Origin of the sequence: Rickettsia endosymbiont of Oedothorax gibbosus (genome assembly GCF_936269705.1) — a bacterium.
In the GTDB taxonomy this organism is placed as follows: Bacteria; Pseudomonadota; Alphaproteobacteria; order Rickettsiales; family Rickettsiaceae; genus Tisiphia.
The window spans coordinates 1,532,501-1,546,684 of record NZ_OW370493.1; the positions used below are offsets into that span (position 1 = coordinate 1,532,501).

A 14,184-nucleotide genomic window follows, 5' to 3' on the forward strand; every position below is an offset into this window, starting at 1 on the left:
TTACGTCAAACTCAGGTTATAGTATGCATATTTATCCAATTATCTCCTACCTTGGTTTCGACAATGAGCGGAACCATTAATTTAGATGAATTTTCCATAGTAGTTTTAATTAGTTGTGTCGCTAGTTCTACTTCATCAATGGGCGATTCAAAAAGTAATTCGTCATGGATTTGTAAGATTAGCTTGGTTTTCAATTTTAGTTGTTGCATTTTACGGTCAAGATCAATCATCGCTATTTTGATTATGTCGGCACTAGTCCCTTGGATTGGAGCGTTGATTGCTGCCCTTTCGGCAAATTGCTGTAAGGAATGTTTTTTATCATAGATTAAGGGAATAAAGCACTTTCGCCCGAAGAGATTCAGGACATAACCATGCTCTCTGGCGTAGTTTTTTGTATATTTCATATATTTTTGAATTTCTGGATATTCTTCAAAATATTTCTTTATATATTCAGCTGCTTGTGTAGAGCTAATATGTAACTGCTTTGCTAGTCCAAAAGCACTAATACCATAGATAATGCCAAAATTTATAGCTTTTGCTTTATGCCGATGTTCGGAAGTTAACTGCTCTTTAGTAATTTTAAATATATTACAAGCGGTTTTACTATGAATATCCTCACCATTAACAAAAGCTTGTTTTAAAGAAGGTATATCTGCCATGCTACTTAATATTCGCAGTTCAATCTGTGAATAGTCCGCTGAAATTAATTTATGCTTATCTTCTGCAATAAAAGCTGCTCTGATTTTATTACCTTCTTTCGAGCGAATTGGTACATTTTGTAAATTGGGTTCTTGAGAACTAAGCCTACCAGTACTAGTTGAAGTTTGTAAAAATGTTGTATGTACCCTATGAGTTATCGGATTTACTTGCATAGGTAAGCTATCTGTATAGGTATTTTTTAATTTAGTAAAGTGACGCCATTTTAGCAATAAATCAGCAATAGCAAAGCCACTTTCGCTAATTTTTTCAAGAATTTCTGCACTAGTAGAATAAGATTTTGCTTTTGATGACAATTTACCAAAGGGTAATTGCATTTTTTCAAATAAAATTTCTCCCAGTTGCTTTGGTGAAGCGATATTAAACTTTGTGCCGGTAATAGCAAAAATATTATGTTCTAATTGAGTAATTTCACTGCCAAATTCATCCGATAATTGTTTAAGATATGGTGAATTGACCTTAACCCCAATTTTTTCCATTTTATCTATTATATAACATAAAGGTAAATCAATATCTCGATATAGTGCTAAGGCATGATTATCTTTTAGTTCTAGCAACAGTTTTTGGTAATTATCACTAAAGCCGGTAACTACTTTTGCTAAATTGTCTAAACTATCCTGCTGTATTCCATCAAATGGATTCTTCTGAGGCTTGCCAGCAGAAATCAGATATTGCATTAGTTCAATATCTTCACATGAATATATTTCATTATCGACAAAGAATTTTAATAATGATTTAAGCTTATAGGTGATCTTCTTAATAGATTTATTTTTTAGCAATTGAAGAATATCAGCCATAAAACATTGTTCCAGGTAATTTTGACGAAAATCGTAAGCAAGTAAATCAGACATATTGCCAGAAATTTTAGCAATAAACTTAATATTGTAGCATTTACCATCAATTGATAAAATTATAGAAGGAGTTTGCCCAGGGTAATCGGATAAATGAATATTGACAATCCCATATTCTTCTGCCTTAGTTAGCATAGCATCAAACTGTTGTTGAGAAGCAACTTCTTGAATTATAATTTGCTTAGTAGGTAAAGATTCGTTGGTAATTTGTATTTGGAATAAGTTCTCCACTCTTTTATTTAGAGATTTAAAACCATATTTTACCAGAAAATCAGATATTTGTTTGCTATCAGGTGCGGTATACTGCAATAAACTAAAATCTAAATCGATATCAACATTATAATCTAGACTAAATAATTGCCAGGAAATTAAAGCTAAATCTTTTGAGGAGCTGATGATTGCTCTCTGGCGATCGTTAGTGATTTGATCGAGTGAATTTAACAGCTCTGCTAATGAACCAAATTGTTTAATAAGTGTTGCAGTAGTTTTAGGACCAATGCTTGGTACGCCTGGTATATTATCGGATTTATCGCCGATCAACGCCATTACTTCCCTGATTTTACTTGGTTCTACACCAAATTTCTCTATCACGTCATCTTCGGAAATATATTTTGCTTTTATTGGGTCATACATTTTAGTATGCGAATTAATTAATTGCATTAAATCTTTATCAGAAGAAATAATGATAGTATTTTGTTGTAATGCAGAAGCTTTATGGGCTAAAGTGGCAATTATATCATCTGCTTCATAACCAGCTTTCTCAATTATTGGAAAATTTAGGCTATTTGCTGCAAGGCGAATAAGTGGTAATTGACTCTTTAAATCCTCTGGTATAGGGGGTCTATTTGCTTTATATTGTTGATAAATTTGATGACGAAAATTCTTACCACCAGAATCAAAAACTACAATAGCATGTTCTGGCTTAAAATCATTCAATAACTTCAATAGCATTGAAGTAAAACCATAAAGTGCTCCAACAGCTAAGCCACTCGGAGAAGTTAATGGTGGCTGAACATGGTAGGCTCTAAAGATAAATCCGTAGCCATCAATTATTAATAAAGTATTTTTATTAGTCATTTTGTTATTAGGTCAAATTGTTATATTTATGTAGTATACAACAATTATAATCTGCACTAAGCTTTATTAGTAATAATTTTATAAAAAATATTATATTTAAGCTGAAACAGGTTCTTCCACAAATCCCTTGATTGATATTTTATTTGACTTTTTAGACAAACAGCAAAAGCCGATAATTCCGATAAGACAACAAATGGGAACTATAGAAATTGCCACAATAAAATCATAGTGACTATAAATAGGAGTGCCAGATTCACTCAGTAAGCCGTCCCAATTATAAGAGATTAAATAACTCATAATTTTGTGAAAGAAATGCCCAAAAGACATGTTGATACAGTTGACTATCGCAACGGCAAGTCCAATAGATTTCTCCGTAACAAGGTTACTGACAATGGTAAAGATTAGAACCTGATAACAACAAAAAATTCCTAATAAAAACATTAAAGAACTACTAGTAAAGAAATTTAATAAAGGACAATATAATAGAATGATAAAAATTACTATTGTCAGCAATCCAGTGATAGTTATTATAGCATCAGATGATTTTACTAAATTAGCAATAAGAGCAAGTATTGGACCGCCAAGACACATCCCTATATAAACAAATGAGGTAGCTAAGTTACTATTCATATCATTCATTTGATAAATTTGTTTGAAAAATGGAATAGCCCATACTATAATGGTTCCAATATTTTGGACAGAAAAATAAGAAAAATGAGATAGAATTCTTTAGCAAACAAGGAGAGCTAGAGATGAAAAAACAAGTAAGGCAATATAGTGCTGAGGAGAAAGCCAAAATTGTCATAGAAGCAATTAAGGGAGAGCTAACAATAGCCCAGATAACCAGTAAGTATGGTGTTCATGCAACACAGATCAGTAACTGGAAAAAACAAGGTCTTGAGTTGTTAGTACAAGGTTTTAAGAATAAAACACAGAGTGCTGATCCAAATCAGCAGGGGGTTAATCAAGAATCTATATGAGCAAATTGGTCAGTTAAGCGTTGAGTGTGACTGGCTCAAAAAAAAATCTGCATTGTTTGGAATTAAAGGTTAGGTGTAATATGATAGAGCCTAATCATAATAAGTTAACAATTGTACAACAGTGTAAGTTATTGGATATTAGCAGGTCAACCTATTACTATCAACCTACTGGTATTAGTGAACAAGATATCAAGATTATGGCAATAATTGATGAGACCTATACTATGCATCCATATTATGGTATGCGGCGGATGGCTAAATATTTACAAGCCCAAGGTTTTTCGGTAGGTCGTAAAGCTGTTAGACGTTACTACAAGATAATGGGTCTTGAAGCTGTTTATCCTAAAATAAATTTAAGCAAGAGGAATCAAGTGCATAAAATATATCCTTATTTACTAAAAGGATTAGAAATAGTATTGCCAAACCAGGTTTGGAGTGCAGATATAACGTATATAAGACTGAGCCAAGGGTTCGTATATTTAGTAGCTATTATTGACTGGTATAGTCGTTATATTCTAAGTTGGCGAATCTCCATTAGTTTGGAAAGTGAATTTTGTGTAACAGCCCTTGAAGACGCTATAGAAAAATATGGTATGCCAAAAATATTTAATACTGATCAAGGAGTACAATTTACCTCGGAGAATTTTATTAGTATGCTAAAGCTACATAATATCTTGATTAGTATGGATGGTAAGGGACGAGCCTTAGATAATATTTTTATTGAACGTTTTTGGCGATCATTAAAACAGGAAAAAATTTATCGGATTATTTTAACAACAGTAAAGGAGGCAAAGACAGCAATTAACGAATATATGGACTTTTATAATAGACAAAGGATGCATCAAGCTTTGGATTATAAAACTCCAGAATGTGTATATTTTGAAAAAAATATTGTATAAAAACAACAATTTAATTTTTGTGAATTATATCTCTATTTATCTAAATTTTTGTCTAGACAAAGGGGACCACCTTAGTCTTAATATAAATTGAAAGGCAAAAAACATGCTGGCAAGAGACCATAATAAAAATGGTTTTTTCAAGGATAGAGCTGTATTCATAAAAAATTTAAATTATAATTATGTTGTATTTTAAGGTAACAAATTATAGTATTGAAGAGTATTTTGTCAAACTTTATAAACTAGGAGGTTGTCGGAAATAACTAAAGTAACCTGAGTTTGACGTAAGCACCAAACAAAATGCTAAGCATTATGTAATAACATAAACAAACTGTTGGTGGTGAGCTATGGTAAAAATAAAACCTTCTTTCAAACCAGTTTGTTAGAAAGAATATTTGAAAAGTAAGAAGGGAGGGATTATAAAGTTCTCGAATAATAACAACAAAATTGGAGAATATATTATGATCCCTCTTACGGAGATTTTCTGCTTAATTGATGATTTTTGCAAGCATTTTGATACGGAGCAAAATAAATATATATTACCAAATCCTAACCGTAAGCGTAAAGTAGTTTGCAGTATAGGACTCTCAGAGATTATTACTATTATAGTAAGGTGGTCCCCTTTGTCTAGACAAAAATTTAGATAAATAGAGATATAATTCACAAAAATTAAATTGTTGTTTTTATACAATATTTTTTTCAAAATATACACATTCTGGAGTCAATCATTTAATTTGTGTAAGTTCATTTTTTATTTTCCAATAAATCATATTTAAAATCTCCACAAAGTATTTCAAATTGATTTAAAGCTAAAGACCAATCTTTAATAGGCATGGTCCATTTTTTGGCTGCATTTTGTAGGGATAAAAATATTATTTTTTGAATTGACTTATCATCTGGAAACACCCCCCTTATTTTTGATAATTTTTCTAATTTGACGATTTACAGATTCTATAGTGTTAGTAGTATAAATTACCTTTCTGTTCTCTTCAGGAAAGGCAAAAAACGGTATTATCCCAGACCAATTACGTTGCCAAATATCAGAAATTACCGGATATTTTTTATCCCATTTTACACCAAATTGCTGAAGTTTTAAACGTGCCATTTCGTCATTATTAGCTGTATAAATTTGTTTTAGATCTGATGTGACCTCTTTTAAATCTTTATATGACACATACTTTACTGAATTGCGAACCATATGTACAATACATAATTGTACTATAGTACTCGGGAATACACTGCTTATAGCTTCTGGAAAGCCCTTTAAACCCCACACAAGCAACATAAATTTGTTCAATTCCTCGATTCTTTAACTCAGTAACTACTTGCATCCAAAATTTAGCACCTTCATTTTTGCCTATCCAAATGCCAAGTAACTCCTTTTTCCCTTCTATATTTACAGCAAGTGCTAAATATACTGCTTTATTTATTACTATGTGATTGTCTCTAGATTTTACATAGATACAGTCCAAGTATAATATTGGATACACCCTATCTAAACAACGATTTTGCCACCTAGTTACTTCTTCTATTACCCCATCTGTTATGGTGGATATCAAGTCACCAGATACATCAGTTTGATATATTTCTTCTAAATGCCCTCGGATCTCGCTGACTGTCATACCGCGACCATAAAGGGATATCACTTTCTCATCAAATCCATTAAATCTCCTCAGCCCTTTTGGTATTAATTGAGGATTATACTCTCCTTCCCGATCTCTTGGTACTTCTACTGTCAGCTTACGACCATCCCCATCAATTACTGTCTTCTCATAGCTACCATTACGACGATTATTATCTACTTTTGCCATCTTGCTATGTTTTGAATATCCTAATTCATGATCCAACTCACTTGCTAATATTTTATCAACTATTTGCTTCTTTAGCTGTTGAAATAAACCATCTCGACCAAATAACTCCGATGGATCTGCTTTTGATAATAATTCTTCTACTAGCTGATTACTGATGTTTAATGTATCTTTATCTGTATCTAATTTTTTAGCCATAATACCAATTGCAATAATTAACGCAGTGGTGTAAAATGGGTTTTTAACTGATAAAGGTACTCAAATGGCTAGGTTAATATTACCACAAGGTTTTCATGGTCATGATTTTATAAAAATGATGAAACATGAGCCGCATGGTCGAAATCGTATACGTTTATTGGCGATGTATCACCTTCAATTAGGCAAATCTTTAAAAGCCATATCTGAAATAGTGAAGTCACACTGGAAAACTGTGCAATCATGGCTCAGAAGATTTAGGAATCATGGTTTTGAAGGATTATTTGAATCACAAAGAAGCGGTGCCCCTAGGAAGATTAACACTATACAAGAGTCTGCTCTTTTTGATAAAATCAATACGCTCAGTGAAAGTAAAACTGGTGGGTATATAACTGGAAAGGAGCTACATATCATGTTACTTGAGAAATATGGTGCTAAATGCGCTTTAAAAACAGTCTACAATACTATGCACCGCCTTGGTTTTAGCTGGATTACTTCTCGTTCAATGCATCCAAAGTCAAATCAAGAGACTCAAAATACATATAAAAAAACTTCCCAGACATGTTAACAAAATTATTACCAAAAAATATCGATAGATGTAAAGTTGATATATGGTCTCAGGATGAAACTCGAGTTGGGCAACAAGGTAGCTTAACTCGTATATGGGCTAAGCGTGGCACTAGACCCCGTAAAGTTCGGCAACAGCAATTCATTTCAACATATATTTATGGAGCTGCTTGCCATGATACAGGAGAAGCTTTTGCATTAATTTTACCATATGCAAACACACAGGCAATGAATAAATTCTTAGAAGAGCTTTCTCGCAGTATTCAAGGCAACCGACATATAGCTTTACTAACGGATAATGCAGGTTGGCACACAGCCAAAAAACTAACTGTGCCAAGCAATATCACTTTGATACCGCTTCCGCCCTATGCACCGGAACTTAATGCAATGGAACAAGTTTGGGAATGGATCAAAAATCATTTCTTGTCTAACCAATGTTATGGTGTATATGAAGATATCGTCACTATGGCTTGTTACGCTTGGAATCAATTTGCTCATAATGTAGATTTAGTAAAATCAATTATGTATAGAGACTGGATAAACACACCGTGTTAATTATTGCAATTGGTATAATACCAGTAGGTTGATAGTAATAGGTTGACCTGCTAATATCCAATAACTTACACTGTTGTACAATTGTTAACTTATTATGATTAGGCTCTATCATATTACACCTAACCTTTAATTCCAAACAATGCAGATTTTTTTTTGAGCCAGTCACACTCAACGCTTAACTGACCAATTTGCTCATATAGATTCTTGATTAACCCCTGCTGATTTGGATCAGCACTCTGTGTTTTATTCTTAAAACCTTGTACTAACAACTCAAGACCTTGTTTTTTCCAGTTACTGATCTGTGTTGCATGAACACCATACTTACTGGTTATCTGGGCTATTGTTAGCTCTCCCTTAATTGCTTCTATGACAATTTTGGCTTTCTCCTCAGCACTACATTGCCTTACTTGTTTTTTCATCTCTAGCTCTCCTTGTTTGCTAAAGAATTCTATCTCATTTTTCTTATTTTTCTGTCCAAAATATTGGAACCATTATAGTTTGTTTATGTTATTACATAATGCTTAGCATTTTGTTTGGTGCTTACGTCAAACTCAGGTTAAATATAATGTAGAGACTCTTTCTATTATTTATGTTTGTATTTACCAAATGGTTCTATAACCTGATAGAATAATAATAGTTTAAATAAATTAGATTTTATGGAAGATAAAGAGATACTATGTCCACAAGATATTTATGAAAAGCACTTGATAATAATTAACAATATCAGCTTTACATCAAGAGAAATAGACGTGATAGCATGCATTATGCATGGGAAAAACACAAAAGGAATAGCTAATTTCCTATCAAATGAGGATAAACAGATCGAGACAAGGACTATTGAAAGTCATATCTCTAATATCAAACGGAAAATACGAACAAATACCCGAGAGGGAATTATAAACTTTATAGAAACATCTGATAAATACAAGCTAATACAAAGTTATTATTTAAGTTTGTTAATTCAACAAGAATTTAAAAAAATCTTAAAGGAAATTTTAATATTAACAAAGTCTGATAATATATCATTTTTTATTGTTTTACAGATGCTAGAAAACAATGATTTAAACTTGATAATTAATAAGATACGTAGTGATTTACAACTTATAGGCATAACAGTTTTTATAGAACTACGGGAAAATTTTGATAACATTCCTATAGTTTTAAGGCACAAGGAGACACATGATGAAGGCAGAAAGCAATTAAGGCAATGTACTGTCTATGTTTTACCTGTAAATGAAGCTAATATATCTAAACAACAGCAAGGTGATAATTCTGTTATTATGTCTAATGAGCACGATATATCTAAAGTATTTTTTCTTATACCGCAGGAATGTATAAAATTTTCATCTAAACAAACTAATTTTGAATATATTAATCTCTCTTTGTCCAAACAATATTATTTTGTTTTTTTAGAAATTATTACAAAGATTTTTCCTAATATGAATGTAAACAACATTATTATTAAGTTCAAGGAAAGGTATAATAATATTATATCCAATAATTCTGCTTCACTTTCTCCTCAATCTTATTTGACAAATAAAAGTGTTCAAGGTAAAGCTAGAAATATTTATCTACTAATAGTTGGTGTATTGATTTTGATTATTTGTAGTACTTATTTTTTAATATTTAGCCCAACTATTAAAAAAACGGTTAAAAATCAAGAAGCAGAAGTGTCATATCTTAAAACACAAGAATCAGTAATACTTCCTAAGAACTTGACTAGTTGGAATATACCTAGACAAGATAATGTTTTTGTTGGAAGAGAAAAACTATTGAGTGATTTATACAATAAATTGCATAAGAATCATACACCAAAAGGAATAAGCAATTTAGCAATTAGTGCATGTGCTGGACTTGGGGGAATTGGTAAAACACAATTAGCCTTGCAATATATAAATCATACAAAACATCCTTATACACTTAAAGCTTGGTTTCCTGCAGAGAACATTGATTATTTGTATAATAAATATGTTGAATTTGCTAAGTTATTAGGATACACAGAAGCCGTCTATACAAAAGAAAACATTATTGCTTATATTAAACAATGGCTAATTGACAATCCAGGATGGCTTTTAGTTTATGATAACGTAAACAACTATCGTGAAATTGAACCATTTCTACCAGAAGCTGGTGGACATGTGATTTTAACAACTCGTCAGCGTTATTGGCCAACAAAGTTTTCAATATTACCGGTTAATATCATGACAGAAGAGGAAGCTATCAAAACAATAAAGACTTTAATAGAGCGAGATATAACAGCAGAAGAACAAGATGCTATAAAAGAATTAGTAGAAGTTTTAGGATATTTACCCTTAGCACTAGTACAAGCTGGTTCTTATATTAAGCAAAAACATATAACTATTCCAGAATATTTAGGTCTTTATAAGAGGTATGAATCAGAACTATTAGCGGATAATTCTTTTTTAGAAGAAACAAAAGGCTATAACTATCCAGTGGCAATAACCTGGAATATTAGCTTAGAGGCAATTGTTAGAGATACTAAAATTAATAATGAACCCCCTATAGCTATTGAACTTTTAGCGGTATGTGCATATCTAGCTCCAGACAAAATCTCTCGTAAACTATTACTGACATGGCTACAAACAGCTTATCCACATTTATTGTCTCCACAATTAACATTAAATAAACATATTGCTCTATTATGGCAATATTCTATGATCAATTATGATGATAATGATAATATTGCTATTCATCGCCTAGTACAAGCAGTTTTATATCACCAGATAAGTCAAGTGTCAGAGAGCAAAAATAATATTTATTCTACCTTAAATTTAAGATGGTTTGAATCACTATTACAATTTTTTATAAATAATGAATACGAATTTAAACTAACTAATTCTTTTCAACAACTTATTGAAACTGGTCAGCAATTTAAAACTAAATTTAAGGATAAATATAATGGAAATCTTGCAGCAATGGACTTAATAATTTCTTTGGTCTACTTTGAGCAAGAGAAATATGAAGATTTTCTAAAGATACTTGATCAGGTTAATACATATTTGCAAAAAACTGATGGTTTAGAAATATTAAAGTGTAAAATTCTAGGTTTATACTCACTATATTTTCGTAAAATTGGTAATTATCACAAGGCTGAAGAAAAAGTAAATGAAGCATTTTATGAGTATAATAATATAAAAATAAGTAAGTCAGAAAAAGATAATGATATAAAAAATTTAAAGGCAAATTTATTGTCGAATAAAGCTAGTCTTATCTTAGTCAGAAATAAAGCAAAGGATAAAATCAATATAAATATACTAGAAATAGAGACTGCTATAAAATCAATTCAAGAAGCAATATTTTTATTCAAGGGAACTCATAACACTAGAAACTTTTTACGATCCATAATATTATATGGAAAATTATTTATTTTAGCCAACCAAGCTGATAAAGTAATAATAGAGTTTAATAAATATAATAACTTAATTGAGCAAGTAGCTGATAACAGAACTAAAATGTTTTTTTATATAACTTATTCAGATGCTTATTTTAGTAAAGGTGATTTCAATAAAGCTTTGGAGTATTGTGGTAAGGCTAAACAACAAGCAGAAAGATTGCATCTTAACGATGCACTAAATGATATTAACAATAAGGAAAAAACTATTAAAGCATCGCTGCAATAAAATTGAGTAGGGCTTACAGCATAGTACCACAATTTTTATAAGGAATAGTTAGAGTCTGTCCTATAGTTTGTGTAAGTTGCAAAGAAAGCAGTAAGAGATTACTGTAAAAAAAGTAACTTAAGCAAGCAAGGAGGAATTATGGCTAAAAAATTAGATACAGATAAAGATACATTAAACATCAGTAATCAGCTAGTAGAAGAATTATTATCAAAAGCAGATCCATCGGAGTTATTTGGTCGAGATGGTTTATTTCAACAGCTAAAGAAGCAAATAGTTGAGAAAATATTAGCAAGTGAGTTGGATCATGAATTAGGATATTCAAAACATAGCAAGATGGCAAAAGTAGATAATAATCGTCGTAATGGTAGCTATGAGAAGACAGTAATTGATGGGGATGGTCGTAAGCTGACAGTAGAAGTACCAAGAGATCGGGAAGGAGAGTATAATCCTCAATTAATACCAAAAGGGCTGAGGAGATTTAATGGATTTGATGAGAAAGTGATATCCCTTTATGGTCGCGGTATGACAGTCAGCGAGATCCGAGGGCATTTAGAAGAAATATATCAAACTGATGTATCTGGTGACTTGATATCCACCATAACAGATGGGGTAATAGAAGAAGTAACTAGGTGGCAAAATCGTTGTTTAGATAGGGTGTATCCAATATTATACTTGGACTGTATCTATGTAAAATCTAGAGACAATCACATAGTAATAAATAAAGCAGTATATTTAGCACTTGCTGTAAATATAGAAGGGAAAAAGGAGTTACTTGGCATTTGGATAGGCAAAAATGAAGGTGCTAAATTTTGGATGCAAGTAGTTACTGAGTTAAAGAATCGAGGAATTGAACAAATTTATGTTGCTTGTGTGGATGGTTTAAAGGGCTTTCCAGAAGCTATAAGCAGTGTATTCCCGAGTACTATAGTACAATTATGTATTGTACATATGGTTCGCAATTCAGTAAAGTATGTGTCATATAAAGATTTAAAAGAGGTCACATCAGATCTAAAACAAATTTATACAGCTAATAATGACGAAATGGCACGTTTAAAACTTCAGCAATTTGGTGTAAAATGGGATAAAAAATATCCGGTAATTTCTGATATTTGGCAACGTAATTGGTCTGGGATAATACCGTTTTTTGCCTTTCCTGAAGAGAACAGAAAGGTAATTTATACTACTAACACTATAGAATCTGTAAATCGTCAAATTAGAAAAATCATCAAAAATAAGGGGGTGTTTCCAGATGATAAGTCAATTCAAAAAATAATATTTTTATCCCTACAAAATGCAGCCAAAAAATGGACCATGCCTATTAAAGATTGGTCTTTAGCTTTAAATCAATTTGAAATACTTTGTGGAGATTTTAAATATGATTTATTGGAAAATAAAAAATGAACTTTGTGAGTAGACCTAACCAATTGCTTGGTTAAGCCCCTCCTCAGAACCGGACATGCAGAGCTACCGCATCCGGCTCCCGAAAGGTAAGATAGGCTTGTACCCTATTTTTTTTTGTTGGTTTTAGAACATTGAAATGGTCTTCCACTTATTTGGAAAGTCGACCCTTTTGAGTATTTCAGCTAATCTTTGCCAATTCATCTTACGCTTCCCACCCATTCTATTAAACCACCCATATATTGCTCGCCTAGTTTGGTGAATAAATGAACTTACTCGTCTTTGATTATCTGATATACCATGATAATTGATCCACCCCTTTGTAGCTCTAATGACTTGCAATAATATCTGTTCTTTGCCCCTCTCATTAAGGTGACTTCGTAGATATTCTCTTAGCCCTTTAAGCTTCTCGGTAAATCGATCTTTCCTTGTGGTATATTTTAATCTCCATATGTTACCAAACCTTGATTTACCCCAATAGCAAGTAAAGCCAAGAAAATTATAACTCTTGATCTTCTTACCTTGCTTAGCTAAGTCCTCAGCATGGTATCTACCGGACTGAATCATCTGCGATTTAGCTTCATTGATGTTCAAGCCATACTTGTTTAATCTTTTGGGCAAAACCTCATAAAACTTCCTCGCGTCTTCTTCATTCTCAAAGACGAACACCATATCGTCACAATACCTCACCATTCCAGTTTGCCCTCTTATGTTTTCCTTGCTGATTTTAGCAAACCAACAGTCAATAACATAATGTAGGAAGACATTTGCCAAAATTGGTGATGTTTTAGACCCTTGGCGGCATCCTTCCTTGTTAGTAACTGTAATGCCGTTTTCTATAATTGGTGTTTCCATCAGTTTCATAACTAGTCTTAGGAATCTTTTGTCAGATATTCTCTTTCTTAGGAATCCCATCAACTCAGAATGTTTGATTGAATTGAAGCACTTAGTTATATCAATTTCAACTACAGCTCCTTTATTGAAGTTATACGTAAGTCTATTCAACTCCTTAAGTGCATCATGGGCGTTTAATTTAGGTCGAAACCCGTAAGAACATTTTAAGAATATTGGCTCGAACACTGAGTTTAATATCTTGCTTACTGCCGACTCGATTATCTTGTCTTCAAAGCATGATATTACCAAAGGTCTTTTGCCTCCATCTTCTTTTGGAATCAATGTAATTCGTGCAGGTTTAGCTTGATATTGCCCCTTGCGAATTTTAGTAAGGAGCGAGAGCAAATTTGCTTCCAACTTCTTACCATAAACCGCTTTGGTTATACCATCTATTCCTACAGCTTTCTTGCTATCAAGTTCCTTATATTGTTCTTCTAACATCTTTAAATCAATAATATGTCCAAGATTATTAAACTTTATGTCTTGATTTTGTGATGATAGCAACTTTATACGCTCAAGTTTCGTTGACCATGTATTTCCGTCTATGCTGTGTACGGTCATTGTTTCCCTCTTACGTTCTTACCTTTCTGTCAGCCCTTCGCTCC

Annotated in this window: 11 protein-coding genes and 2 pseudogenes; 7 read left to right on the plus strand and 6 right to left on the minus strand. The window is 32.1% G+C overall.

What is annotated here, in order from left to right; translation table 11 throughout:
• Nucleotides 1-11 precede the first annotated feature (11 nt).
• Nucleotides 12-2,645, minus strand: coding sequence for a DNA polymerase I (polA, locus tag NBW66_RS08270; RefSeq protein ID WP_250310683.1), 2,634 nt, complete (start codon nucleotides 2,643-2,645; stop codon nucleotides 12-14).
• Between the two features lie 96 nt (nucleotides 2,646-2,741).
• Nucleotides 2,742-3,284: an MFS transporter gene (locus tag NBW66_RS08275; protein ID WP_250310684.1), complete on the minus strand. Its 543-nt coding sequence runs from the start codon at nucleotides 3,282-3,284 to the stop codon at nucleotides 2,742-2,744.
• A 113-nt stretch (nucleotides 3,285-3,397) separates the two neighbouring features.
• Between NBW66_RS08275 and NBW66_RS15285 the strand changes: the two genes are divergently transcribed.
• The 3 genes and pseudogenes from NBW66_RS15285 to NBW66_RS08290 form a co-directional block, all read left to right on the plus strand.
• The gene (locus NBW66_RS15285; protein WP_250310685.1) at nucleotides 3,398-3,625 is read left to right on the plus strand and encodes a transposase; all 228 of its coding nucleotides are present in this window, start codon (nucleotides 3,398-3,400) and stop codon (nucleotides 3,623-3,625) included.
• An 80-nt stretch (nucleotides 3,626-3,705) separates the two neighbouring features.
• Nucleotides 3,706-4,524: an IS3 family transposase gene (locus NBW66_RS08285; RefSeq protein ID WP_250310686.1), complete on the plus strand. Its 819-nt coding sequence runs from the start codon at nucleotides 3,706-3,708 to the stop codon at nucleotides 4,522-4,524.
• Nucleotides 4,525-4,982: 458 nt separating this feature from the next.
• Nucleotides 4,983-5,132: pseudogene (locus tag NBW66_RS08290) on the plus strand (IS982 family transposase); the annotation flags it as partial.
• A 133-nt stretch (nucleotides 5,133-5,265) separates the two neighbouring features.
• On the opposite strand, the pseudogene NBW66_RS08295 reads toward NBW66_RS08290, so the two are convergent.
• Nucleotides 5,266-6,527 (minus strand): annotated as a pseudogene (locus NBW66_RS08295) (IS256 family transposase).
• 64 nt (nucleotides 6,528-6,591) lie between these two features.
• Here NBW66_RS08295 and NBW66_RS08300 point away from each other — a divergent pair.
• Both NBW66_RS08300 and NBW66_RS08305 read left to right on the plus strand, forming a co-directional pair.
• Nucleotides 6,592-7,092 carry a helix-turn-helix domain-containing protein gene (locus tag NBW66_RS08300; RefSeq protein WP_250310651.1) on the plus strand — a complete coding sequence of 167 codons (501 nt, stop codon included), beginning with the start codon at nucleotides 6,592-6,594 and terminating at the stop codon, nucleotides 7,090-7,092.
• Nucleotides 7,086-7,646 (plus strand): IS630 family transposase, encoded by a 561-nt coding sequence (locus NBW66_RS08305; RefSeq protein WP_250310543.1) that lies wholly within the window; start codon nucleotides 7,086-7,088, stop codon nucleotides 7,644-7,646. The genes NBW66_RS08300 and NBW66_RS08305 overlap by 7 nt, the downstream gene beginning before the upstream one ends.
• Here NBW66_RS08305 and NBW66_RS08310 read toward each other — a convergent pair.
• Complete coding sequence (locus NBW66_RS08310) at nucleotides 7,612-7,758, minus strand: hypothetical protein (protein WP_250310688.1); 147 nt, start codon at nucleotides 7,756-7,758, stop codon at nucleotides 7,612-7,614. The genes NBW66_RS08305 and NBW66_RS08310 overlap by 35 nt on opposite strands.
• A 7-nt stretch (nucleotides 7,759-7,765) precedes the next feature.
• Entirely contained in the window at nucleotides 7,766-8,065 is a 300-nt protein-coding gene (locus tag NBW66_RS08315; protein ID WP_250310689.1) for a helix-turn-helix domain-containing protein, read from the minus strand.
• 237 nt (nucleotides 8,066-8,302) lie between these two features.
• Between NBW66_RS08315 and NBW66_RS08320 the strand changes: the two genes are divergently transcribed.
• Nucleotides 8,303-11,287: a DUF7779 domain-containing protein gene (locus tag NBW66_RS08320; protein WP_250310690.1), complete on the plus strand. Its 2,985-nt coding sequence runs from the start codon at nucleotides 8,303-8,305 to the stop codon at nucleotides 11,285-11,287.
• Nucleotides 11,288-11,425: 138 nt separating this feature from the next.
• A complete protein-coding gene (locus NBW66_RS08325) occupies nucleotides 11,426-12,688 on the plus strand; it encodes an IS256 family transposase (protein ID WP_250310691.1) in 1,263 nt (420 codons plus the stop codon).
• 123 nt (nucleotides 12,689-12,811) lie between these two features.
• On the opposite strand, the gene NBW66_RS08330 is transcribed toward NBW66_RS08325, so the two are convergent.
• Nucleotides 12,812-14,140 carry a reverse transcriptase domain-containing protein gene (locus NBW66_RS08330; RefSeq protein ID WP_250310618.1) on the minus strand — a complete coding sequence of 443 codons (1,329 nt, stop codon included), beginning with the start codon at nucleotides 14,138-14,140 and terminating at the stop codon, nucleotides 12,812-12,814.
• Nucleotides 14,141-14,184 lie beyond the last annotated feature (44 nt).

What these genes read in the sequence shown, in the direction of transcription:
- NBW66_RS08300 (WP_250310651.1), top strand. Translation starts at nt 6,592, where the DNA reads ATGGCTAGGTTAATATTACCACAAGGTTTTCATGGTCATGATTTTATA.
- NBW66_RS08275 (WP_250310684.1), bottom strand. Translation starts at nt 3,284, where the DNA reads ATGAATGATATGAATAGTAACTTAGCTACCTCATTTGTTTATATAGGG.
- NBW66_RS08285 (WP_250310686.1), top strand. Translation starts at nt 3,706, where the DNA reads ATGATAGAGCCTAATCATAATAAGTTAACAATTGTACAACAGTGTAAG.
- NBW66_RS15285 (WP_250310685.1), top strand. Translation starts at nt 3,398, where the DNA reads ATGAAAAAACAAGTAAGGCAATATAGTGCTGAGGAGAAAGCCAAAATT.
- NBW66_RS08315 (WP_250310689.1), bottom strand. Translation starts at nt 8,065, where the DNA reads ATGAAAAAACAAGTAAGGCAATGTAGTGCTGAGGAGAAAGCCAAAATT.
- NBW66_RS08325 (WP_250310691.1), top strand. Translation starts at nt 11,426, where the DNA reads ATGGCTAAAAAATTAGATACAGATAAAGATACATTAAACATCAGTAAT.
- polA (WP_250310683.1), bottom strand. Translation starts at nt 2,645, where the DNA reads ATGACTAATAAAAATACTTTATTAATAATTGATGGCTACGGATTTATC.
- NBW66_RS08330 (WP_250310618.1), bottom strand. Translation starts at nt 14,140, where the DNA reads ATGACCGTACACAGCATAGACGGAAATACATGGTCAACGAAACTTGAG.
- NBW66_RS08310 (WP_250310688.1), bottom strand. Translation starts at nt 7,758, where the DNA reads ATGATAGAGCCTAATCATAATAAGTTAACAATTGTACAACAGTGTAAG.
- NBW66_RS08320 (WP_250310690.1), top strand. Translation starts at nt 8,303, where the DNA reads ATGGAAGATAAAGAGATACTATGTCCACAAGATATTTATGAAAAGCAC.
- NBW66_RS08305 (WP_250310543.1), top strand. Translation starts at nt 7,086, where the DNA reads ATGTTAACAAAATTATTACCAAAAAATATCGATAGATGTAAAGTTGAT.